Annotated in this window: 17 protein-coding genes, 1 tRNA gene and 3 pseudogenes; 10 read left to right on the plus strand and 11 right to left on the minus strand. The window is 63.1% G+C overall.

The genetic code is table 11. The annotated features are described in order from the left end of the window. Window positions 1–19 precede the first annotated feature (19 nt). From parC to RBRH_RS09545, 3 genes are all read right to left on the minus strand, one after another. Window positions 20–2,356, minus strand: coding sequence for a DNA topoisomerase IV subunit A (gene parC, locus RBRH_RS09535; RefSeq protein WP_013436010.1), 2,337 nt, complete (start codon window positions 2,354–2,356; stop codon window positions 20–22). An 80-nt stretch (window positions 2,357–2,436) separates the two neighbouring features. After that, window positions 2,437–4,425, minus strand: a complete 1,989-nt coding sequence (parE, locus tag RBRH_RS09540) for a DNA topoisomerase IV subunit B (RefSeq protein ID WP_041753757.1) — start codon at window positions 4,423–4,425, stop codon at window positions 2,437–2,439. A gap of 150 nt (window positions 4,426–4,575) precedes the next feature. Continuing rightward, entirely contained in the window at window positions 4,576–6,549 is a 1,974-nt protein-coding gene (locus RBRH_RS09545) for an ATP-binding cassette domain-containing protein (protein ID WP_041753758.1), read from the minus strand. A 157-nt stretch (window positions 6,550–6,706) separates the two neighbouring features. Here RBRH_RS09545 and RBRH_RS09550 point away from each other — a divergent pair, with 157 nt between their 5' ends. The 8 genes and pseudogenes from RBRH_RS09550 (at window position 6,707) to RBRH_RS09585 (ending at window position 11,820) form a co-directional block, all read left to right on the plus strand. Next, complete coding sequence (locus RBRH_RS09550; RefSeq protein WP_041754427.1) at window positions 6,707–6,889, plus strand: rubredoxin; 183 nt, start codon at window positions 6,707–6,709, stop codon at window positions 6,887–6,889. A gap of 155 nt (window positions 6,890–7,044) precedes the next feature. Next, window positions 7,045–7,119: transfer RNA gene (locus tag RBRH_RS09555), tRNA-Arg, on the plus strand. Window positions 7,120–7,260: 141 nt separating this feature from the next. Next, window positions 7,261–7,998: pseudogene (locus RBRH_RS21370) on the plus strand (glycosyltransferase family 2 protein); the annotation flags it as partial. Between the two features lie 189 nt (window positions 7,999–8,187). Then, a pseudogene (locus tag RBRH_RS21375) lies at window positions 8,188–9,201 on the plus strand (glycosyltransferase family 4 protein); the annotation flags it as partial. A 169-nt stretch (window positions 9,202–9,370) separates the two neighbouring features. Further along, window positions 9,371–9,874, plus strand: a complete 504-nt coding sequence (locus RBRH_RS09570; protein WP_013436016.1) for a YbhB/YbcL family Raf kinase inhibitor-like protein — start codon at window positions 9,371–9,373, stop codon at window positions 9,872–9,874. Window positions 9,875–10,290: 416 nt separating this feature from the next. Then, window positions 10,291–10,593 (plus strand): DUF1488 family protein, encoded by a 303-nt coding sequence (locus tag RBRH_RS09575; RefSeq protein ID WP_013436017.1) that lies wholly within the window; start codon window positions 10,291–10,293, stop codon window positions 10,591–10,593. 43 nt (window positions 10,594–10,636) lie between these two features. Beyond that, window positions 10,637–11,236: a glycine zipper domain-containing protein gene (locus RBRH_RS09580; protein WP_041753759.1), complete on the plus strand. Its 600-nt coding sequence runs from the start codon at window positions 10,637–10,639 to the stop codon at window positions 11,234–11,236. Between the two features lie 140 nt (window positions 11,237–11,376). Then, window positions 11,377–11,820, plus strand: coding sequence for a PA2169 family four-helix-bundle protein (locus RBRH_RS09585; protein ID WP_013436019.1), 444 nt, complete (start codon window positions 11,377–11,379; stop codon window positions 11,818–11,820). Window positions 11,821–12,009: 189 nt separating this feature from the next. Here RBRH_RS09585 and RBRH_RS09590 read toward each other — a convergent pair whose 3' ends face one another. The 6 genes from RBRH_RS09590 to RBRH_RS09615 all read right to left on the minus strand — a co-directional run bounded on the left by RBRH_RS09590 (window position 12,010) and on the right by RBRH_RS09615 (window position 17,284). Further along, window positions 12,010–12,357, minus strand: a complete 348-nt coding sequence (locus tag RBRH_RS09590; RefSeq protein ID WP_013436021.1) for a BON domain-containing protein — start codon at window positions 12,355–12,357, stop codon at window positions 12,010–12,012. Window positions 12,358–12,409: 52 nt separating this feature from the next. After that, window positions 12,410–13,300 carry a YihY/virulence factor BrkB family protein gene (locus tag RBRH_RS09595; RefSeq protein ID WP_232509289.1) on the minus strand — a complete coding sequence of 297 codons (891 nt, stop codon included), beginning with the start codon at window positions 13,298–13,300 and terminating at the stop codon, window positions 12,410–12,412. A gap of 139 nt (window positions 13,301–13,439) precedes the next feature. After that, window positions 13,440–14,906, minus strand: a complete 1,467-nt coding sequence (gene otsA / locus RBRH_RS09600) for an alpha,alpha-trehalose-phosphate synthase (UDP-forming) (RefSeq protein ID WP_041753760.1) — start codon at window positions 14,904–14,906, stop codon at window positions 13,440–13,442. Between the two features lie 154 nt (window positions 14,907–15,060). After that, the gene (locus RBRH_RS09605; RefSeq protein ID WP_049786413.1) at window positions 15,061–15,270 is read right to left on the minus strand and encodes a hypothetical protein; all 210 of its coding nucleotides are present in this window, start codon (window positions 15,268–15,270) and stop codon (window positions 15,061–15,063) included. Between the two features lie 231 nt (window positions 15,271–15,501). Next, window positions 15,502–15,723, minus strand: a complete 222-nt coding sequence (locus RBRH_RS09610; protein WP_041753761.1) for a hypothetical protein — start codon at window positions 15,721–15,723, stop codon at window positions 15,502–15,504. 139 nt (window positions 15,724–15,862) lie between these two features. Further along, a complete protein-coding gene (locus RBRH_RS09615) occupies window positions 15,863–17,284 on the minus strand; it encodes a sigma-54-dependent transcriptional regulator (RefSeq protein ID WP_013436026.1) in 1,422 nt (473 codons plus the stop codon). A 352-nt stretch (window positions 17,285–17,636) separates the two neighbouring features. Between RBRH_RS09615 and RBRH_RS09620 the strand changes: the two genes are divergently transcribed. Both RBRH_RS09620 and RBRH_RS19015 read left to right on the plus strand, forming a co-directional pair. Continuing rightward, a complete protein-coding gene (locus RBRH_RS09620) occupies window positions 17,637–18,692 on the plus strand; it encodes a sigma-54 interaction domain-containing protein (RefSeq protein WP_041753762.1) in 1,056 nt (351 codons plus the stop codon). Window positions 18,693–18,792: 100 nt separating this feature from the next. Further along, window positions 18,793–18,951: a hypothetical protein gene (locus RBRH_RS19015; protein ID WP_157864421.1), complete on the plus strand. Its 159-nt coding sequence runs from the start codon at window positions 18,793–18,795 to the stop codon at window positions 18,949–18,951. Window positions 18,952–19,311: 360 nt separating this feature from the next. On the opposite strand, the gene RBRH_RS09630 is transcribed toward RBRH_RS19015, so the two are convergent. Together RBRH_RS09630 and RBRH_RS09635 are read right to left on the minus strand one after the other, a co-directional pair. After that, window positions 19,312–20,658, minus strand: a complete 1,347-nt coding sequence (locus RBRH_RS09630) for an ABC transporter ATP-binding protein (protein ID WP_041754432.1) — start codon at window positions 20,656–20,658, stop codon at window positions 19,312–19,314. Window positions 20,659–20,675: 17 nt separating this feature from the next. Beyond that, window positions 20,676–22,444 (minus strand): annotated as a pseudogene (locus tag RBRH_RS09635) (ABC transporter permease). Window positions 22,445–22,730 lie beyond the last annotated feature (286 nt).

The raw sequence follows: 22,730 nt of genomic DNA on the forward strand, positions 1-22,730 counted from the left end.
GTTCGTTTCTCCCTAATCGTCACGCCGGCTGCCCGGGCAATACCGGGCGCATGCCCGATACCTTGAACTTGACCGCCGGTGCCTTACCACGACGCGCACGTTTGCCGACGTAGGGCGCGAGCGCATCGCCAACCAGCCTCTGCTGCTGCGGCTTGCCGCCCCGCCCGGCGCCGCTGAGCAACAACCCGGCCTGGCCGATCGCCAGCGCCTGGAGCAACTGCTCGTTGCCATCCAGGCCAATCAATGTCACGCCACGTCCGCCACTGGACAATGTTTTCATCTCGTCCAGTCCGAATACCAGCAGGCGTGTCTCATCCTTCGCGCCGAGCGCCAAGCATGCGACCTGCGAGGCATCCGGCCACATGGGCATCGGCGCGAGCGGCTGCGCGCCAGCATCGATCGTCATAAAAGACTTGCCGGCCTTCACGCGGCTGATCATGTCGCCGATCCGCGCGATGAAACCGAAGCCGTTGCTCGATGCGAGCAGCAACGGCTGTTCCAGCGGCGCAGCGAAATAGTGCATGAGATGAGTGCCAGCCTCCAACTCGATCAACGACGTGACCGGAACGCCGTCGCCGCGCCCCCCCGGCAGCGCCGCGACCGGCACCGAATACACGCGACCATTGCTGCCCCACGCAATCAGCGTATCGGGCGTACGGCACTGGAACGCGGCATACAAGCTGTCGCCAGCCTTGAACGTGAAGCCTGACGCATCGAGCCCGTGCCCTTTCAGCGTACGGACCCAGCCGCGCTGCGAGACGACGACCGTCACTGGCTCATCGACGACCCGCGCCTCGAACGTCGCGCGCTTGTCCTGCTGAATCAGCGTGCGGCGCGCATCGCCGAACTGCTTCGCATCGGCTTCGATTTCCTTGATGATCAGCCGCTTCATCGCCACGTCGCTGCCCAGCAACTGCTCGAGCCGGGCTTTTTCGTCGCGCAGCTCGCCCAGCTCCTTCTCGATCTTGATCTTTTCCAGACGCGCCAATTGGCGCAAACGGATTTCGAGAATGTCGTCCGCCTGCCGCTGCGATAACCCAAAGGCCGCGATGAGCGCCGCCTTTGGTTCGTCGGACTCGCGAATGATCCGGATCACTTCGTCCAGGTTCAAAAAGACGATCATCCGGCCTTCTAGGATATGGATCCGATCCTGCACCTTGGACAGCCTGAACCGTGTTCGCCGCGTCACGGTCGCGAAGCGGTAGCCGATCCATTCGCGCAGAATCTCGCCCAGCCCCTTTTGCCGCGGCCGGCCATCGGCGCCGATCATCACCAAGTTGATCGGCGCGCTGGATTCCAAACTCGTGTACGCGAGCAACGTATTGACGAACTCGGTCGGGTCGATGCGGCTGGACTTCGGCTCAAGCACGAGCCGCACCGGCGAGTCTTTGCCAGACTCGTCGCGCACCGCGTCGAGCAGCGCGAGCAGGCTTTGCTTGGTCTGCAGTTGCTCCGGCGTCAACGTCTTCTTGCCCAGCTTGACTTTCGGGTTGGTCAACTCCTCGATTTCCTCTAGCACCTTCTGCGACGACGTGCCGGGCGGCAGCTCCGTGATCACCAGTTGCCACTGCCCGCGCGCCAACTCCTCGATCTTCCAGCGCGCGCGCACCTTCAGGCTGCCGCGGCCGCTTTCGTATGCCGCGGCAATCTCCGCCGGACTCGAGATGATCTGGCCTCCGCCCGGGAAGTCCGGGCCCGGTATCCGCTCCATCAGTGCTGCGTGATCCAGGTTCGGATTGCGGATCAGTTCGATGGCCGCCTGTGCGACCTCACGCAGGTTGTGCGGCGGAACCTCAGTGGCCATGCCAACCGCAATGCCGGATGCGCCGTTGAGCAGCACGAACGGCAAGCGCACCGGCAACGACTTGGGCTCCTCGAACGAGCCATCGTAGTTCGGAATGAAGTCAACGGTGCCTTGATCGATCTCGTCGAGCAACAACTGTGCGATCGGCGTGAGCCTCGCTTCGGTATAGCGCATCGCCGCGGCGCCGTCGCCGTCGCGCGAGCCAAAGTTGCCCTGCCCGTCGATCAGCGGGTAGCGCATCGAGAAATCCTGCGCCAGCCGTACCAGCGCCTCGTACGCGGACGAATCGCCATGCGGATGGTATTTGCCGAGCACGTCGCCGACCACGCGCGCCGACTTGACCGGCTTCGCGTCGGCCGCCAGCCCCATTTCGTGCATCGCGTACAGGATGCGACGCTGCACCGGCTTCTGACCGTCGGTCACCTCGGGCAGCGCACGACTCTTGACCACCGACACCGCATAGTCGAGGTAGGCACGCTCAGCGTAGTCGCCCAGCGTCAGGTACTCGCCGTCGGACGGCGGCGAAAAATCCAATTCCAGTTCTTCACTCATTGGGTGACAGCCTCAAATTCAAGTCCAGCGGACATCGCGCGCAGCGGCGCCTAGCGGCGTCGCGCGTCGCACCCCATGCGTCAGATGTCCGCCTGCGCCTCGTTACCCTTTTCCTCGAGCCACGCGCGGCGGGCAGCGGCTTCTCCCTTGCCCATCAGCATCGTCATGCGCCCGATGGTCGCATCGAAATCTAGGCCGCCCAGTTGCACGGGCATCAGCCGCCGCGTATCCGGGTTCATCGTCGTGTCCCACAACTGCTCGGCGTTCATCTCACCCAGTCCCTTGAAGCGCGAAATCGTCCACGCGGACTCGCGCACGCCATCCTTGCGCAACTTGTCCAGTATCGCCTCGAGCTCGCCTTCGTCCAGCGCATAGAGCTTCTGCGCCGGCTTCTTGCCCCGGGCCGGTGCGTCCACACGAAACAGTGGCGGGCGCGCTACATACACGTGGCCGCGTTCGATGAGCTGGGGAAAGTGGCGGAAAAACAGTGTGAGCAGCAGCACCTGGATATGCGAGCCGTCCACGTCTGCATCTGACAGGATGCAGATTTTGCCGTAACGCAGATTCGACAGATCGATCGCATCGTCACTCGCGTGCGGATCGACGCCGATCGCCACCGCGATATCGTGCACTTCATTGTTTGCGAACAGCCGGTCGCGCTCCGTCTCCCACGTGTTGAGGACCTTGCCGCGCAGCGGCAGAATCGCCTGAAACTCCTTGTCGCGCCCCATCTTCGCAGAGCCGCCCGCGGAATCGCCCTCGACCAGGAACAACTCGTTGCGCGCCACGTCAGTCGACTCGCAATCGACCAGCTTGCCGGGCAACACCGCCACGCCGGAACTCTTGCGCTTCTCGACCTTCTGGCCAGCACGGGTGCGCGCCTGCGCCTGCTTGATCACCAATTCGGCCAGCTTGCGTCCATGCTCGACATGCTGGTTAAGCCATAGCTCCAGGCTCGGTCGCACGAATGAAGATACCAGCCGGACCGCGTCCCGGCTGTTGAGCCGCTCCTTAATCTGACCTTGAAATTGCGGATCGAGCACCTTCGCCGACAGCACGAACGAGACCCGTGCAAACACGTCCTCGGCGAGCAGCTTGACGCCCTTGGGCTGCAAATTATGCAGCTCGACAAAGCTCTTGACCGCCTGGAATAAGCCGTCGCGCAGCCCGGACTCGTGGGTGCCGCCCGCCGGCGTCGGGATCAGGTTCACATACGACTCGCGCAACAGCGGGCCCTCCTCGGACCAGGCGACGACCCACGATGCGCCCTCGCCCTCAGCAAACGTATCATCGGTCGTGCGCGACGACCCGGCGTACCGCTCGCCTTCAAACAGCGGGATCAGCGTATCGTAGCCGGCTAGTCCCTCGAGCAGATAGCCGCGCAGCCCATCCTTATATTTCCATGACTGTCGCTCGCCGGTTTTCTCGGTGATCAACACCACCTCGACGCCGGGCAGCAGCACGGCCTTGGAGCGCAACAAACGCTGCAGCTCGGACTGTGGCAGGTTAGCCGAGTCGAAGTATTTTGGGTCAGGCCATGCCGTGACCCGGGTGCCGGATTTCTTGTCCACGCGACCATTGGCCGCGCGCACGGTGAGCGCACGCACCACGTCGCCGTGCGAGAAGCCGATGTCGGCTACCTTGCCGTCCCGCCATACGGTGACATCGAGTCGCTGCGACAAGGCATTGGTCACGGACACGCCCACGCCATGCAAGCCGCCGGAGAACGTATATGCGCCACCGGCAGCCTTGTCGAACTTGCCGCCCGCATGCAACCGGGTAAAGACGATCTCCACCACCGGCACGCCTTCTTCAGGGTGCAGGCCGAACGGAATACCCCGCCCGTCATCCTCGACGCTAACCGAGCCATCGGTATGCAGCGTCACGATGATTTGCGTGCCAAATCCGCCCAGTGCTTCGTCCGACGCGTTGTCGATCACTTCCTGCACGATATGCAGCGGATTCTCCGTGCGCGTGTACATGCCCGGCCGTTGTTTCACCGGCTCGAGCCCCTTGAGCACCTTGATCGACGCTTCACTGTATGCGGGACCGGATTTCTTTGTAGCCATGTTCCGATAAATTCCGCATTTGTCCACAGTTGCTGTGGACAAATGCGTGGACAATTCGTTGAGTTCTTGAAAAAGCCCTGCCGAAACAACTCGCTCGTCACGATGCCCGCGAATCGTGCGCGCTGCCGGCGGCCGGGGCGGGAACGGGCGCTATTTTACCGGCTTGCGCTTGGCCTCCAGCATCTCCCAGCGCTCGAGCGCGGCCAGCAGTTCGTCGTCGATCGCCGCATAGCGCTCGGTGAGCCGCGTGCCTTCGGCCGGATCCGTCACAAAGATCGACCCGTCTTCCAGCTGCGCACTGATGGACTGCTGCTCCGCCTCGAGTTGTGCAATCCGCTGCGGCAACGCATCCAACTCGCGCTGCTCGTTGAACGTCAGCTTGACGCTGCGCTTCTCGTTGCGCCCCGAGGCGGCGCTGGGGGCGTCATGCAATACACCAGCGCCGCTCGGTGCGGCCGGGATGTCCGCGGCGGCTTTCGCCGGCGACGCAGCACCGGCCTGCGCCAACGCATCGGCACGCGCCTTCTGCGTCTGCCAGTCCGAGAAACCGCCGACGTACTCGCGCCACTGACCGTTTCCTTCCGCCGCGATCACCGACGTCACAACGTTGTCTAGGAACGTGCGATCGTGGCTCACGAGCAGCACCGTGCCGTCATAGTCGGTCAACAGCTCCTCGAGCAGCTCGAGCGTCGGAATGTCCAGGTCGTTGGTCGGCTCATCCAATACCAGCACATTCGCGGGCCGCGCGAACAATCGCGCCAGCAACAGCCGGTTGCGCTCGCCGCCGGATAAGGACTTGACTGGCGAGCGGGCGCGTTCCGGCGAAAACAGGAAGTCGCCCAGGTAGCTCATCACATGCTTGCGGGCGCCGTTGATCTCCACCCAGTCACTGCCCGGACTGATCGTGTCCGCGAGGCTGCGTTCAGGGTCTAGTTGCGCACGCATCTGATCGAAGTAGGCAACCTGCAAATTCGTGCCGGTGCGCACCCGGCCTTCGTCCGGTGCAATCTCGCCGAGCATGAGCTTGAGCAGCGTGGTCTTGCCCGCGCCGTTCGGGCCGACGAAGCCAATTTTGTCGCCACGCATCACAGTGGTCGAAAAACCCGCGACGACCATCCGCCCGCCGTAGCGCTTGGTCACGTCGGTAAGCTCGGCGACGATCTTGCCCGACTTGTCGGCCTGGCTCACGTCAAGGCGCACATTGCCCTGCACGTTGCGCCGCTGCGCGCGCTCGTTGCGCATCTGCACGAGGCGTGCAATGCGCCCGACGCTGCGCGTGCGACGCGCCTCGACGCCCTTGCGGATCCAGATTTCCTCCTGGGCGAGCAACTTGTCGAACTTCGCGCTCTCGACCGCCTCCACTTCGAGCTGCTGCGCCTTGCGGGTCTGATAGGCCGAGAAGTTGCCCGGATATGACAACAGGCGCCCGCGATCGAGTTCGACGATGCGGGTCGCGACGCGATCGAGGAACGCGCGATCGTGCGTGATGAACAACACGCTGCCGCGCAGCGACAACAATAACGCCTCGAGCCAGCGTATCGAATCAAAATCGAGATGGTTGGTCGGCTCGTCCAGCAGTAGCACATCGGGCTGCGTCACTAGCGCGCGTGCCAGCGCAACGCGTTTAAGTAGGCCGCCAGAGAGCTGATCCACCTGCGCATCGCCCTTCAGGCCCAATTGGGCAAGCGTAGTCGCTACCCGGGTGCGCCATGCCCATCCGTCATGCATGTCCAGCGCACCCTGTAGCGCATTCATGCGTGCCAGCAACGCGTCATGCGACGGGCCTTCGGATGTATCGGCCAGCTCGTGCGCCACGCGGTCGTACTCGTCGAGCAGCGCACGGGTGTGCTCCAGCCCTGCCGCCACCGCATCGAACACGCGCATGCCGGCGTCGAAGACCGGCTCTTGCGGCACGTAGACAGTCGTGAGCGCCTGCGTGCGGGTAACCAAGCCGTCGTCGGGCTTGGCCAGGCCGGCGACGATCTTCAGCAACGATGACTTGCCTGCACCGTTGCGGCCGATCAGGCCCACCCGCTCGCCCGGTTCGATCGAGAAGTCCGCGTGGTCGAGCAACGCGACATGGCCGAACGCGAGTTGCGCGCCGGTGATGGAAAACAGCGACATCGGTTCAGGGAAAGGACAGAAAACACCCATTGTACCGGCCGGACGCGAGCCACCGCGCGTGGACCCGTATCGGGCGGTTGGCCGATGCAGGCCACACCAGGCCTTACGGTAAAATAGCGGCTTTGCGAGTGGGCCGGAAAGGCCGAAGGTGGCAGTCGTGTCTGACGTGATCGAATACAAGAGTTGGGTTTGCCTGATTTGCGGGTGGATCTACAACGAGGCAGACGGTCTGCCGGACGAAGGCATTGCTCCCGGCACGCGTTTTGCCGACATCCCGGCGCACTGGCGCTGCCCACTGTGCGACGTCAGCAAGGCCGACTTCGCCGTGGTGGAATTCTGAGCGCCGCGCCGATGCGACCCGGCGGTGGCGCTCGTGGTATCCTTACGGACCCCGCGATCCCGACGACGCCTGGCAGCAGGCAGCACGGCCATGCTGCCGATATGCGGCTGCGCACAACAGGCCATCGGATCGCGTGGCGCCGATGATGGCGCCTTCTCGCCGTAGCACAATGGATAGTGCACGCGCCTCCTAAGCGTGAGATTCAGGTTCGATTCCTGACGGCGGGACCATATTGCCTGACGGCGCGCATTGAATTGTCACGAAGCTGTGGTATGGGCAGCCGCGCACTGGGTCAGGCAATGGTCGGCGTACGGGTCGTCGCGGCAAGATCCATTAATATTGCCGGTTTCGCCGTTACCTTCCCCATCGTCATGACCGTGCATCGCGAACCGCTCAGTGTGATCATCATCACGCTCAATGAGGCCCACGACATCGAAGCATGTTTGGCGTCCGTGCACGGCCTGGCCGATGAGATCGTCGTGGTCGACGCCGGCAGCACCGATGCGACGGTGCCGATCTGCGAGCGCTTCGGCGCACGCGTCGTCACAACAGATTGGCCAGGGTTCGGCCCTCAGAAGAATCGGGCACTCGCGCTCGCCACCCGGCCGTGGGTGCTGTCGCTGGATGCCGACGAGCGCGTGACCCCGCAGCTGAGAAAATCGATCGAAGCGGTACTGGCCGGGCGCGGCCCATCCGGCTGTACGGGATATGCGATGTCCCGCCGCTCACAATTCTGCGGCCGCTGGGTCAATCACTCGGGTTGGTCGCCGGATTGGGTGGTCCGGTTGTTCCGCCGCGAAGCAGTCAGATTCTCGGACGATGCCGTGCACGAGCGGCCCATCGTCGAAGGCCCCACCGGGCGCCTCGACGGCCAGTTGCTGCACTACAGCTATCGCTCTGGCGAAGAGGTAGCGGACAAGACACTGGCCTATGCTCGCGCCGGCGCCCGGATGCTGCGTGCGCGCGCGCGCCGCATCAGCGCATTGGCCCCCCTCGCGCACGGCGGCTTTGCTTTCGTGCGCACGTTCATGTTGCGAGCTGGATTTCTCGACGGGCTGACGGGCTTAGGCATCGCGCGGATGAATGCGAGAGCGACGTTCCTGAAGTACCACTATGCGCGGCGCGCAGACCCATCGGCGTTCAGCGACAGCGGCACTAGTAGCACTAGTAGCACTAGTAGCACTAGTAGCACTAGTAGCACTAGTAGCACTAGTAGCACTAGTGACACTGGCGGCACCTGGCAGGGGCTGCGCATCGGATTGTCATGCCAGGCGTTGCGCCACGCCGGCGGCTTCGAGCGCTACGCGCGCGACATCATTGGCGCAATGGTAGCGCGGGACGTCCGCCCCATCGTCTTCGCCCGCAAATTCGATAAAACGCTGCCCGAGTACCGACTCGTCGACGCGCAAACCATCCGAGTCAAGTGGCTGCCGCGTGCGCTGCGCGACGTGGCGTTCTCCTGGCGGCTGCGTGCGCGCCGTACACGCAGCCAAGCGGACATCGTGATTGCATGCAATCGAGTCGACTCAGCCGACATCGTCGTATGCGGCGGCACGCATCCGGGCGCATTGCACCATGGTCGCAACAAGCCAAAGTGGAACGACGGCTGGCAAACCGCGCTGGAGCGCCGCACCTATCACAACGCGGGCGTGGTCGTCGCCCACTCCAGGATGATGGCGCAAGAAATCCAGCAGTATTTCGGCATCGCGCCGGACAAGATCCGTGTCATCTATCCCCCGGTGCGCAGCGACTGCTTCGCGCCGATGGCGCCGGCACAGCGCGATGCGATGCGGGCGCGGCTCGGCATCCCCGACGGATACGCCGCGTTTGTGTTCGTGGCCAACACCGGCAAGGGCTTCGAGCTGCTGCGTGCGTACTTCGAGGCGAGCACCGAGCCGGTCTGCCTGTTGGTTGCGGGCCGCCCGGTCGCCAGCCCATCACCGCGGATCCGCTCGCTCGGCTATCGCAAGGACATGCAATGCGTGTTCGGCGCGGCCGACTTCACGATCGTGCCTGCGCCCTATGAACCGTTCGGACTAATAGGCATCGAATCGATACTGTGCGGCACGCCGGTGCTCACCGCCGGTAACGTGGGCTGCGCCGAAGTCATCCGCGACGACGCGCAATGGCGCTTCTCGCACCTGGACGCGGACAGTTTTGCTATGGCGGTCGAACAGGCGCTCACGCGCTGGCGCGCCGGCACCGCGCGGCTCACCCGGCCTAGCGAGCACCTGCTGTACGACTACGACGTGGCGTCCCACACCGCGCACTTGCTGGCACTGGCCTCAGAACTCGCCGGCCGCCGCGCGTAGCGCTGCATCTCATCGCCCCGCGCGCGGCGCCCGCCCCCTGTGGCGTCACGCGTGATGCTACACTCGCTCGTCTGGCGCGAACGCGGCGACACGCGCGTCGCACGGCAATGCCATGCGGCCGCCGTCACGTCGCGGCACCGCGCGCCGTCAACCTACCGGAGCAACGTCCATGGCTGAATTTCGCATTTGGTCCGATCGGTTCTCGCACAATGGATTCATGCCCAAGCAGCAGGAATACGATAACCGCTCGTTTGGCGTCGACGGCGGCAACGTGTCGCCCGCGCTGCAATGGGCCGACCCGCCCGCCGATACGAAGAGTTTCGCGCTGACCGTGTACGATCCGGACGCGCCGACCGGCAGCGGTTTCTGGCACTGGGTTCTCGTCAATATTCCGGCGCACGTGCGCTCACTGCCGGATGACGCCGGCAAGGCCGACGGCAGCCTACTGCCAGCCGGTGCGCTGCAGCTACGCAACGACTATGGCACGGTGGGCTTTGGCGGTGCGGCGCCGCCACGCGGTGACACGCCGCATCGGTACGTGTTCCGCATCCACGCGCTGAAGGTCGACGCGCTGCCGCTTGGCAAGGACGCGACCAACGCGGTGGCACGCTTCATGATCCACTTAAACGAAATCGACTCGGCCACCTATACAGGTCTGTACGAGCTGAAGTAATTAGACGCGCACGCGAGACCTAACGAGGGCTTACCACTAGCCTCGCGCTGCTGGCCACGCTCAACGCGCACCCGTGCACGACTCACATCGTGTCACGCATGGCGCTGTGCAGCTTCGGCTTCGCCTGTTCCAGTCGCCCAACAACCGCCCCATGCTCGCGCCGTCGCCACGCAAACGCGGCGACGGCGCGAGTGGCATGTTCAGCACGGTCCCACTAACCGGCCAAACTGCCGGCGCAGCCCTCGTTGCGCTGATTTTTCAATGTCACCGGCAACCAGGGGGCCGTCTCCATGGTGACGGTGGCGGCCATCTTTTCAACACTGGCGGCAGCGATAAACCTTGTGCGTTGACGCGGCGTCGTTCCAGTGCATCGCGGCTAATCGGCTATAGGCATGCTGCTTGCTTGAAAGAGGGGCATGAACGAATCACCCAAACCATCACGGCATATCACTTTCGAGGACGCGCCACCCTCCTTCGATGGCGCACGGATGATGCTTGACTTCATCGCGTCTGTCGATGGGCGCCCAGTGCGGTGCTCAGTGAGCGCCGAAGCGCTCGAGGACCACTTCGGCGCCGCGTCCGCGCTCGAGAGCGCATTACTGCAGGCGTTCGAGCGCGGACGCGACCCCATCCATCGAGTCGCCCGGCTCGCACTGGAGGACAACGGCGGTCAACCTGTCGTGCTGCACAGTGGTTTATTCCGGATCTCGGCAAACTAGCGCCGTCAGGCGAACTGACCACTCATCCTGCAAAGGAGGCTTCATGTCACTAATCGTTGCGGGACGCTTCACTTCGTTCCCTCAAGCCGAACGCGCTTCGCAGGCGCTGTTCGAGCACGGTTTTGTCCAAGAGGACGTTACCCTCTTCTTCGTTAACCCACCCGGCCAGCACGCGCGCTTTCCGATCGGCGGCGACGTATCGACCGACCCCGGCGCACGCGAAGCGCCGAAGGGGGCAGCCAAGGGCGTCGCGTTGGGTGCTGTCGTGGGTGCGGTCGTTGGCGTCGCGATCTTTGCGCTGGCGAGCGCGCCAATGCTCGTATCGATCATCGCCGCCGGGGTCGGCGCTTACGTCGGCTCGATGATCGGCGCGATGAGCCATACTCGGCGCGCGCTCGAGCAGCATCAGGGGCGTGAGCGCTTCGTCGACCGCGAGGCGCGTGACGCCGGCGTACTGGTTGCCGTGCATGTGGACGCGGCCACGCAGGAGAACGCCTCGCGTGTGTTGCGCGACGCAGGTGCGCTAGATATCGAGCGCGCATCCGGACGCTGGCGCGACGGACGCTGGGCTGACTTCGACCCGACTCGCGCGCCACACGTGGAGCGTGACAGCCAGTCTGATCTCAACGAGCGGCACACTTAGTCCGCCGCATTGCGGTTGGCCAGGCCACCGGTAGCCGGATAGGCGAGGCTACCGGTAGCCAAACAGGTGGAACGGCCACCCGCACACCGGATCTGCGCGGTGCGCAGTTTCCGCTCAACCACAACCAACGGAGGTACACGATGGCAACTCATATTGTTTCCGTTCTAAACAACCTGATTGAAACGTCCAAAGACGGCGAAGCTGGCTTTCGCAAGGCGGCAGAGGACACATCGAACCCGGAATTGAAGGCGCTGTTTACCAGCCGCGCGCAATCGTGCGCGCAAGCGGTCAGCGAACTGCAAGCCGCCATTCATTCAATCGGTGGCAAGGCCGAAGACCACGGGTCCGCGTCCGGTGCGCTGCACCGTGGCTGGATGGACCTAAAGTCAGCCATCAAGGGCCGCAGCGACCACGAGATCCTGGCGGACTGCGAAAAAGGTGAGGACGTAGCCAAGAAACACTACCGCCAGGCACTCGATGAAGCGTTGCCCGCGGACATCCGGATGCTCGTCGAGCGGCAATACGAAGGCGTACTCAAGACTCACGATCGCGTACGCGAATTGCGTGATGCTACAGCACGATAGTTTGGCTATCCCGGATGCGGCGCCACACGCCGCGTCTGGCACCCGGCACATCTGGCGTCCGTCAGATGTGCCGGGTGCTACGTCTGACGGACGCGGCATCTAAAGGACGCGTGGGACGCATCCATCAGGCCGCTTCGCCGCAGTCGTGGCACATCACCACGCGACGTCTTAGCGTGTGGCGAAATAGCGTTAATTCGCAATGTGCAGCTCGTTATGCACGCGGGTCACGCCGTCAACCGTCCTAGCCGCCGTGGTAGCGGCCTCCTTTGCCTCACGGCTAGGCACTGTCCCGGTCAAGCGCACCGCGCCAGCCGTGGTCTTCACATGGATATTTTGAAAGCCTTTCACGTCCTTTGCGTTCAGCAATGCGGCCTTAACCTTCGTAGTAATGGCACCATCGCTGATTTTCTCGCTAACCGTCTCGGAACCCGACGATTGCGCAGCGCTGTTGCTGCTCACAGTCTGCGCGGCCAGCCCGGCCATATGAGCTGCACAGATCATGCCGATGGTAATGCGGATCCATGGTGTCGTTTGCATTGTTTTCTCCCAGATTGAGATGGCAAGGGTGTTGCAAGGGTCGTACCCGCGGTCAATGCGTGTCGTTGCGTCGGCGCGCGGCGGTCGCGCTCACTTCCGCACCGAGTAGAAACACCGACGACGAGAAATACAGCCACATCAGCAGCACGGCGAGGGAGCCCGCAGCGCCAAACGTATTGGCGGTGCCCACGTGTGCCAAGTAAAACGCAAAGATATTCTTGCCGCCGGAGAAAAGCAATGCCGCCGCCAAGCCACCCGCCAACGCATCACGCCATTGGAGCGACGCATCGGGGACGAACTTGAGCATCGCGGAGAATGCCAGCCATAGCGAGCCGAGCGTGGCCACGTGCTGCACCGCATTCGCTATCAGGTACGAAGCGCTTTGCGGTCCCCAGAACCAGTGCCCGGCCACGCTGATTACCGTATCCAGAATCAACAGCACGACAATCAAGAATGCCACGCCAAGCACCAGGCCAAACGAGATCAAGCGCACCCGTACCACGCTGAGCAGGCTGGCGCGCGTATCGGGTTCCGGCACCGGCCAAATCGCGTTCAACGCGCTGTTCAATGTCGAGAATGTTGCGGATGCGCCAATCACGATACCCAGGATCGACACCATGGTCGTATGCGTTGCCCTATCGGCATGCCACGCGTTCGCCACGATGGCCTGCACGCCTTGCGCGGCTTCGTCGCCGACCACGCCGCGTATTTCGCCGAACAACCGGCCTTGCACCGCATCCTGACCGAAAAAAAAGCCGGCCACTGCGATGACGATGACCAGGGTGGGTGCGAGTGAAAATGCGGTATAGAACGCGATCGACGCCGCCATCGTCGGACAGCGGTCCTTGATCCAATACGTGACCGGATCTGATACCCAAGCCAGCAGGTCCATCGCGCGCGAGCGCATCGATTGAGCGCGGGCCGCGAGGGTCGGTTTGGCCATACTCGTGTTCCCCGTTGTGCAACAATGTGCGGTGGGCGTACGGCGCCGCGGCCCACCGCCATCGTGCGCGGCAACAGCGCTGCCGCACGGCATGCCACCGCGGCGGAGCAGGCCGCCACCCTCCGTATTTTTCAGCCTATCAAGACAACGTGCTGGCGGGCAACCGCACCGGCACACCGGGCCGCGCGAACGCCGACGGCTGCGCCATCACACGCAGCGTCAACGCGTCATCGCGGTCCACCACTTCACGCAGATCACGCATGAATGAATCGCGCCATACAGACAGGTCGTTCTGCCGCAATACTGCCATCATCGCCTGGTGCCGCTGTTGCCGGTCCACCAAAGGCATCGACAACGCGCGGCGCATCGCGTCGGCGACCTGCACCAGGTCGAACGGATTGACAATCAAGGCACCCGGTAATTGGTCCGCTGCACCGGAAAACTGCGACAACACAAGCACGCCAGGATCGGCGGGGTCTTGCGCCGCGACGTATTCCTTCGCCACCAGATTCATGCCGTCACGCAGCGGCGTCACACACCCGACCTGGGCCGCGCGGAACAGCGCCATCAGTAAGTTGCGTTCATAGTTGCGGTTCAGGTACAGGATCGGGGTCCAGTCCAGTTGGGCAAAACGGCCGTTGATCCGGCCCGCCTCCGCCTCCAGGTTCTTGCGAATCGACTGGTAGTTTTGTACGTCGGTACGCGTAGGCGGTGCAATCTGCATCAGTGACACGTGCCCAGCCAGGCTCGGCGAATCCAGCAACAGCCGTTCGAATGCCTGAAGCCGCTCGGCCAACCCCTTCGAGTAGTCGAGCCGATCTACACTGATGATCAGCTTGCGCTCGCGCATATTGTCGCGCAACCCGACCACCTGCTTGCGGCTGGCGTTTTGCTGCGCAGCTTTCGCAACGGCATCCGGGTACACGCCGATCGGATACGCGGCGGCCTTGAATCGGTGGCCGAATGCTTGGACCATCCCATTGCCAAGCAACTGCCCGCCGAATTCGCGCTGCACGATGTCAGTAAAAGACTGCAGATCGCTGTCCGTCTGGAAGCCGACCACGTCGTAACTGCACAGCGCCTTGAGCAGTGTGGCGTACGGCGGGATCGTATGCAGCACCTCGGGTGCCGGAAACGGAATATGCAGGAAAAACCCAATCGGATTGCGCATGCCGAGTTCGCGGCATGCCTTGCCGAACGGGATCAAGTGGTAGTCGTGCACCCAGATGAGGTCGTCCGGCCGAACCAGCTTCTGCAACTGCCGGGCGAGCATCCCGTTGACGCGCATATAGCCTTCGTAATCGGCGCGGTCGAACCGCGTCAGGTCGTTTCGATAATGAAAAGCAGGCCACAGCGTCGCGTTCGAAAAACCGCGATAGTACTGGTCATAGTCGCGCCGACTAAGGCCGACTGTTGCGTAGGTCACGTTGCCTCGGGTCTCGATCGTGGGCTTGCCCGCCTCACTGCCGATCTCGCCATTCCAGCCAAACCATACGCCGCCGGCCTCCTTCAGCGCATCGTAGACGCCGATTGCCAGCCCTCCTGCCGCGGGACGGCCCTCCTGCGCCGGGGCGACCCGATTGGATACCACGATCAATCTGCTCATAGGGATTGCCACCTGCTGTCTGTTTAAATGAAGCGACCGGCACCATCATGCAAGTTTCATGCCGATTGCCGCAGTGCACAAAAAAAGGCCGAGCACAATCCACGCCCCGAAGGGCGCGATAGCGCAAAGCCCCAAGGAAATGGCCAGACTCGCGTTACGCGTCCTGCTCTGTCCCGATTTCTCGCTGATAGTCCAGGTCGGCACGACGAGCGCCGCCCTGGTTGTCGACGCCATCTGCCGGCGTGTCGGGTGCAGGCCGGTTCTGCCCGGCCGATATGCTGTTTTCGTGGTCGCCCGCGTTACCCGTGCCGGTGGTCGGCAACCGGTCCGGCCGTTGGCCGGCTTGTGTGTTTGGTCGGCTCATTGCGCCTCCAACTTGCACTGCGTGGTTCCTGATTGTAGCGTACCCGTCCGGCGGGCTTTCGCACCGTCTTCGCATGTCGCAGTAAGCGTTACGCCCCGGGTTGTAACCCTTACAACGACAGGTGAACTGACGAGCCTTCCCGGGCGCCGCGGCCTGTGTCGTCGCGTGAGTCCCTAGATCAATGTTCGCGCGAGCCATTGAGCGCGCGGCGCGCCCACGCAGGCGACGCCGTCAAGACGCGTGGAACGTCGGTGCTTGCACGTGCGGCATGTCCGGGCCTTGCGGCGGCGGATCGCCAATCGGCGGCATATCAGGCCCGGGTGGATCGCGCGTCGGGTCAGGCGGCGCTTCGTCCGGGGGCATGTCCGGCGGCGGCACCTCGGGCGGATGCGGCGGCGTGGGCGTGGGTGGATCGGGTTGCGGCGCATGGGCGCGCCATTCGAGCGTTGACATAGGTCGCTTCCTCAAAAGAGATAATACGACCTTTAGCAACGCATATGCCGGCTACCCCCTGCTGCTGAAGAACCGGCCGCTCAGTCCCGCTCACGCCCCAACGCCTGTTCATCAATCACCGGCCAAGCCTATCTATCCGTCAGTTATCGGCGTACTTCGTCCCGACGTTCTCTGATGCGTCGTCGCTGTCGCCGGCGTCCTCGCCCGATGCGTTGCGCGCGTCATCGCCATATTCGACTAAGCGGTTGTACAGCGTCTTCAAGCTAATGCCGAGAATCTCCGCAGCCCGCGTCTTCACACCACCGCATTGCTCCAATGTGGCCAGAATCAGTTGGCGGTCCGCTTCGGCTAGTGACGTGCCGAATGGGATGGTCACCGCAGTGCCAGCGGACGGCTTGGACAACGAGATCTGCAGCGGCACCGATGCGGTCGCGGACGAATCAGCCGGCGACATGATGTAGGCGCGCTGCACGTAGTTCTTGAGTTCGCGCACATTGCCGGGCCACGTGTACGACAGCATCGTTTCCTTGACCGAAGGCGGAAAGTGCTTGTCCGTGCCGTAGCGCTGGTTGAGTTCGTCCAGAAAGCTCTGTGCAAGCAACTCGACATCCTTACCGCGCTCGCGCAGCGGCGGCAGGCTAATCGGAAATACGTTCAGCCGATGATAAAGATCCAGCCGCAGCTTGCCCTCGAGCACCGCCTGCTCGGGATCGCGATTGGTCGCCGCGATCAGCCGCACGTCGGTCTCGATCTCCTTGGTAGTACCGACCCGCATGAATACGCCCGTCTCGAGTACGCGCAGCAGCTTAACCTGCAACTCGATCGGCATTTCGGTGATCTCGTCCAGAAATAACGTACCGCCGCTGGCGCGCTCAAAATAGCCCTTGTGCTGTCGGTCCGCGCCAGTGAACGCACCCCGCTCATGACCGAACATTTCCGACTCGATCAGCGTCGGCGACACCGCGCCACAATTGACGGCCAGGAACGCCTGCTTGCGTCGTAAGCTCAACTCGTGCAAGGTCTGCGCGGCCACTTCCTTGCCAGTGCCGGATTCACCGACCAGCAGCACCGAAGCGGAGGTCGGCGCCACCCGGTTGATCTGGTCATAGACCTGCTGCATCGCCGCCGAATTGCCTAGCATCAAGCCAAAACGCCCAAAGCGGCGCAACTCGCCACGCAGCGTGCCAATCTCGGCGCGCAGGTCGCCGGTACGCGGGATCCTGCCGAGGATCGCCTTAACCCGTTGCACATTGATCGGCTTGACGAGGTAATCCGTTGCGCCCATCTTCAGCGCACTGACCGCGGACTCCACGGTGGCGTGCCCGGTAATGACCACGATCTCTACGCCGGAGCGTAAATCCAGATCGTTGAACAAGTCCACGCCGCTGCCATCCGGCAGCTTCAAGTCGGTAAAGACGACGTCTGGCACCTGCCTGACGATCTGGATACGCGCCTCGCGCACGTCGCCGGCCATCGCGATGGTCAGACCATCGCCCGTGACGATCTCCGCCAACGCATTACGGGAATTGGGGTCGTCATCGACTATCAGTATATGCGGCATGAGAAAGGAATCGTGTCCGGAAAAAAGCGGCAAGTCGGCAGCCCCCACGGACGTTGCGCGTCAACGCGCATGCGACGTGCCGCCGTCCTGCCAATTTGAAAAATTTGCTTGCCCCATCCAGGACTATTACGCCAATTGCGTAATAATTGCCATTTAGAAGTCTTATTCGGTGCGTAAACTTGATTATAAAGAATAATCGACACGCTCGGGGCACCCAGTGTAACCGCTTCCGGTCGGCCGCTCAAAACGCAATTCGTTTACGCCAAAACACCTGACGCTTCAAAATAAGCAATTGCGGCTGGGTTGGCGCGGGTGGTTAAATAGGGTTCTTTGCACCAGAAAGCAATACACCATGTCGTCAAGCGAGGCGGACGCGCTAGTAGCGTCCGATGAACAGCAATCACTTAAGTTCCCGCACCCGAGCGTGCCGGGCCTGAAGTCGTTCGGCCTGCTGTATGGCTCGTCCGACGCCATGCTGGATTTGTACGAGCAAATCGAGCGGGTCGCGGCCACCGACGCGACCGCGTTGATCGTCGGCGAGTCCGGAACCGGCAAGGAGTTAATCGCGCGCACGATCCATGACGCCAGCCACCGCGAGCAGGGCCCGTTCGTCGCGGTCAATTGCGGCGCCATCCCGGACAACCTGATCGAGGCCGAGTTGTTCGGCCATGAAAAGGGCAGCTTTACGGGCGCCGTGCAAGGCCGCATCGGCTACTTCGAACATGCGCACGGCGGCACGCTGTTTCTAGACGAGGTCACCGAGATGTCGCCGGTGCGTCAGGTCAAGCTGCTGCGTGCGTTGGAGACCGGCACGTTCTATCGGGTTGGCGGCAACGAGTTGATTAGCGCCAACGTGCGCGTGATCGCCGCGACCAATCGCGACCCAGCTACCGCGGTCAAGGAAAACGGGCTGCGCGAAGACCTGATGTACCGGCTTGCGGTTTTCCCGTTGCGCGCGCCGCCGCTGCGCGAACGTGATGGCGACCGCGAACTGCTCGCGCAGCATTTTTTGGCCGAGTTGAACGCACAGGAAAATACCAATAAGGCATTCAGCAAGCGCGCGCTCGACACGTTGCGTACTTATTCGTGGCCGGGTAACGTGCGCGAATTGAAAAATGCGGTCTATCGTGCTTTCATTCTGGCGGAGAAAACCGTTGAGATTCAGCACCCGCATCTGACGTCGCGGGTCAAGAAGCCGGTGCTGCAAGGTGAGGCAATGAGCATCTGGGTCGGCACGCCGCTTGCCGACGCGCAAAAGCAAATCATCCTGGCAACCCTGAAGCACTGCGGCGGCGACAAGCGGCGCGCGTCCCAAACCCTGGGCATCAGCCTGAAGACGCTATACAACCGTCTGGGCACGTACGAGGCACAGGCGTGCGCGGACTCACCCGAGAGCAACGAAGGCTGAGCCGTTGCGTACGTGCGGCGCAGCGTCTACCAGGACAAGATCGCGCGCGCCGCCGGGTCGCTCCGATGGGCCAAAGGTCCCCTGGGCCAGCCCGCATGTAGTGCAGATCGAGCTCCACGAACGAGGTCGCGTCACGGTCAGCCGTGTGATCAGCACCGGTGCGCTGGACCGTAAGGAAATCGTGTTTTCGGTCGACTCGCCGAAAAAGGCGTCGGGCAACGGCGGGAGCGCGGACGGGTTTTATGTCGCGGCGATTTGACGCGACGGCAATGCATGGCGCTAGGCGTCGGCGAAGCCGGCCATGCCGCGCTGGAGAGCACGGCAATGATCGTTCCGCGCGCGTCCGCGCCGGCGCCTGCACGGCTGGCATCGCGACGCTGACCGCCGTATGCGCGCTGCGCGGCGCTCAGTCGATTGGCGGTTTCGCCGACGCGGCAACGGACGCGACCCGCAGATGCATGCCTGCTGGTAGTTTGCCAGCGCATGCCGACAAGGCGGGCGCTGGAAGTGGGCAGTCGCCGAGCCGACCGTCGAGCACTGAGGTTCGCTGCAATAGCAGCCGCGCTCAAGACCCGACGCCCCTATCAAGACCTGACGTCCCCTCAAGGCTCGACGCCTATCAGGATTCAACGTCCTCCAGGCTGAAGATCTCAGTCTGGTCGTTGTACGAAAAGATCTCACCGTAGCGACCCCAATTGATGACCGCGTCGAGCGTTTCCTCCGCGGCACTATCCGACAAGTAGTCCTCGAGCTCCTGCTCGAAACGCACCCGCGGCGCACGATGGCCGGGCCGTTCATTGAGGACCCGCTTGATCCGCGCTGCCAGCGGCACGTGGCGCAGCAGATGATCGGCGAACATCATCTTGCGCTCCTGCGTACCGCATTCGGCAAATACACGGGCCGGCGGCGTCAGGAAGATATCGCCCTCACGCACGTCGGCAAAGCCCAGCCATTGCAGCACTTCAGCAATCGGAAACAGATCGTCGACCTCCAAGTGCAACGTGCGGGCAATCTCGGGCATGTCGGCTCGGCCGTGGTACGGTGCGGTCGCCAGCGTCTCGATCAAGCCGGCCATCAAGTTGGTCGACACATGTGGCAACCAGCTGTGCAGCTCCAGGCCCTTGCGCGGCGCGCCGGCGCTCGGACGCGCCGTCATCTTCGCGTAGATGTCATCGACCAGGCGGCGGAACGCCGGATCGAGCCGGTTACGCGGATGCTTGAACGGCACCTGGATCTCGGCTAGTACGCGCCCCGGGTTGGACGACAACACCAGGATTCGATCGCACATGAACACCGCCTCTTCGATATTGTGCGTGACGATCAGCACGGCCTTGATCGGCATGCGGCCTTGCGTCCACAAGTCCAGCATGTCGGTGCGCAACGTCTCGGCGGTGAGCACGTCCAGCGCCGAGAACGGTTCGTCCATCAGCAACAGCGTCGGATCCACCACCAGCGCACGGGCAAAGCCCACGCGCTGGCGCATCCCGCCGGACAGCTCGCGCGGGTACGCGTTCTCGAACCCGTCCAGCCCGATCAAGTCGATCGCAGCCAGCGCGCGCTCACGCCGGATGCGCGCGGGTACGCCCTGGGCTTCCAGGCCCGCTTCGACGTTCTGCAGCACGGTAAGCCACGGGAACAGCGCAAAGGTCTGGAAAACCATCGCGACGCCTTCCGCTGGGCCCCGCAGCGGCTGACCGCGATAGGACACCTCGCCCCCCGACGGCGAAATCAGCCCTGCAATGATGCGCAGCAGCGTGGACTTGCCGGAGCCGGAGCGTCCAAGCAAGCCGACGATCTCGCCCTCGCGGATCGACAGGTTGACGTCGTCGAGCACCAGCAGCTCGCCCTGGGTCTTCTCGAACCCACGCCGCACGTGGTCGACGGACAAAAGGACATCGCCGGGCGTGGGCGCGCTCATGGCGGGCGCTACTGTGACCGGCGCAGCGGCATTCGTGGGATTTTGCATGGCAACCACCGTATTGATCAATCCAGGCGCAGCTTGTTCTCGGCGTAGGCGTACATCGGACGCCACAACAAGCGATTGAAGAGTGTGACGAACAACGACATCATCGCGATGCCGAGGATGATCTTGGGATAATCGCCGTTCGTGGTCATCTGCGCGATGTAAGCACCGAGCCCATGCGCGACTACGTGTGTATCTCCCCATTGCACCGCTTCGGACACGATGCTCGCATTCCACGCGCCGCCGGAGGCGGTGATCGCCCCCGTCACATAGTACGGGAAAATACCCGGCAGCATCACCTGACGCCACCATTGCCAGCCGCGAATGCGAAAATTGGTCGCGGCCTCCTTAAAATCGTTCGGATACGCGCTCGCGCCGGCGATCACATTGAACAAGATGTACCACTGCGTGCCCAGCACGATTAGCGGGGAAAGCCAGATGTCTGGATTAAGCCCGAAACGCACAATCACGATTACGAATACCGGGAACAGCAGATTGGCCGGGAACGCCGCCAAAAACTGCGCGAGCGGCTGAAGCTTCTCGGCCAGCGCCGGACGCAAGCCGATCAGCACGCCCAGTGGGACCCATACGACCGAGGCAATCGCGATAGCACGAGCACGCGTGCCAACGTTATGCACCCCATCGCGAGCACGTGCCAAACCTCATCCCACGTCACGCCGGTGCTCACATAGCCGATGACGCGCCACAACAAGTACACTGTGCCAGCCAGCACCAACCCGCCCCAGGCGAGATCGCCAAGCCGTGAGGGCTTGCGGTGCGGCCCCACCGCGGGCCCGACCAGCGGCAGCTTGCGCCAACGCAGCGGCAAGCGCGCCATGCGTGCAAACAGCCATCCGGCCGGCACCAGCAACTGGTGAATCAACCGGGTGCGACGTACCAGGTCGAGCAGCCACGATTGGGGCGCGCTCGCCGATGCGGTGTTCTCCATGCGGAACTTGTCAGCCCACGCGACCAGCGGCCGGAACAGCAACTGATCGTACGCGAGGATCACGAGCGTCATCGTCAAGATTACCCAACCGATCGCCGGCAGATTGCGCTCGGTGATCGCCTGCGCCAGGTACGCACCCACGCCGGGCAGCGTGATCGTGTGGTTGCCAACGGTAATCGCCTCAGACGCGACGACGAAGAACCAGCCGCCGGACATCGACATCATCATGTTCCAAATCAGGCCCGGCATCGAGAACGGCACCTCGAGCTTCCAAAAGCGCTGCCAGCCCGTCAGGTGAAAGCCGCGCGACACTTCGTCCAGGTCGCGCGGCACCGTGCGCAGCGACTGGTAGAAGCTGAACGTCATGTTCCAGGCCTGGCTGGTGAAGATCGCGAAGATCGCCGCACACTCCGCTCCGGCGACCCGCGTCGGGAACAACGCAATGAAGAAGGCGACCGTAAACGAGATATAGCCAAGCACCGGTACCGATTGCAGGATATCCAGCATCGGCACCAGCACTTTCTCCGCTCGCCGGCTTTTTGCGGCAAGCGTGCCGTAAGCGAGCGTGAACACGAACGCGGCGAGCATCGCGGCGAGCATCCGCAACGTGGTGCGCAGCGCATATTCCGGCAAATAAATCGGGTCCAGCGAGATCGCCTGGGTCTTCAGCGTCGAGATCGGCGCCATCGTTTGTTCGAAGCCGATCGCCGCCATCGCGATCAGGCCGATGATCAGCGGAAAGGCCACGAAATCCCACCGATTGGGCAACAAGCGCCAAGCGGACGCCGCGGCGTCGCGCTTCGGATCGAAGCGAAAACCGAATTTAAAACCGAAATCCATCAGACAAACTCCCCGGCGCTCTCGGGCATGCGGATGGACCGCGCCGCCGCGCCGGAGCGCGATGGCAAACGCCGCCCATTTTTAAGACCGCCCCGACACTACACTAAGCACCCTGACCGTTACAACCTTTTAACGTGTTTGAATTGTTCCGCCGTTGCGCAGAGGCGGCACGCGCGTCACGCAGCTCAGGGGACCCAGCCGCATCGATTACCTTGCGCGCCGCACGCGCGGCGCGGCGCGGCCGCTGTTAGCGGTTATCATGATGGGTCACTGAATGAATGCAGGA

The organism is Mycetohabitans rhizoxinica HKI 454, assembly GCF_000198775.1.
In the GTDB taxonomy this organism is placed as follows: domain Bacteria; phylum Pseudomonadota; class Gammaproteobacteria; order Burkholderiales; family Burkholderiaceae; genus Mycetohabitans; species Mycetohabitans rhizoxinica.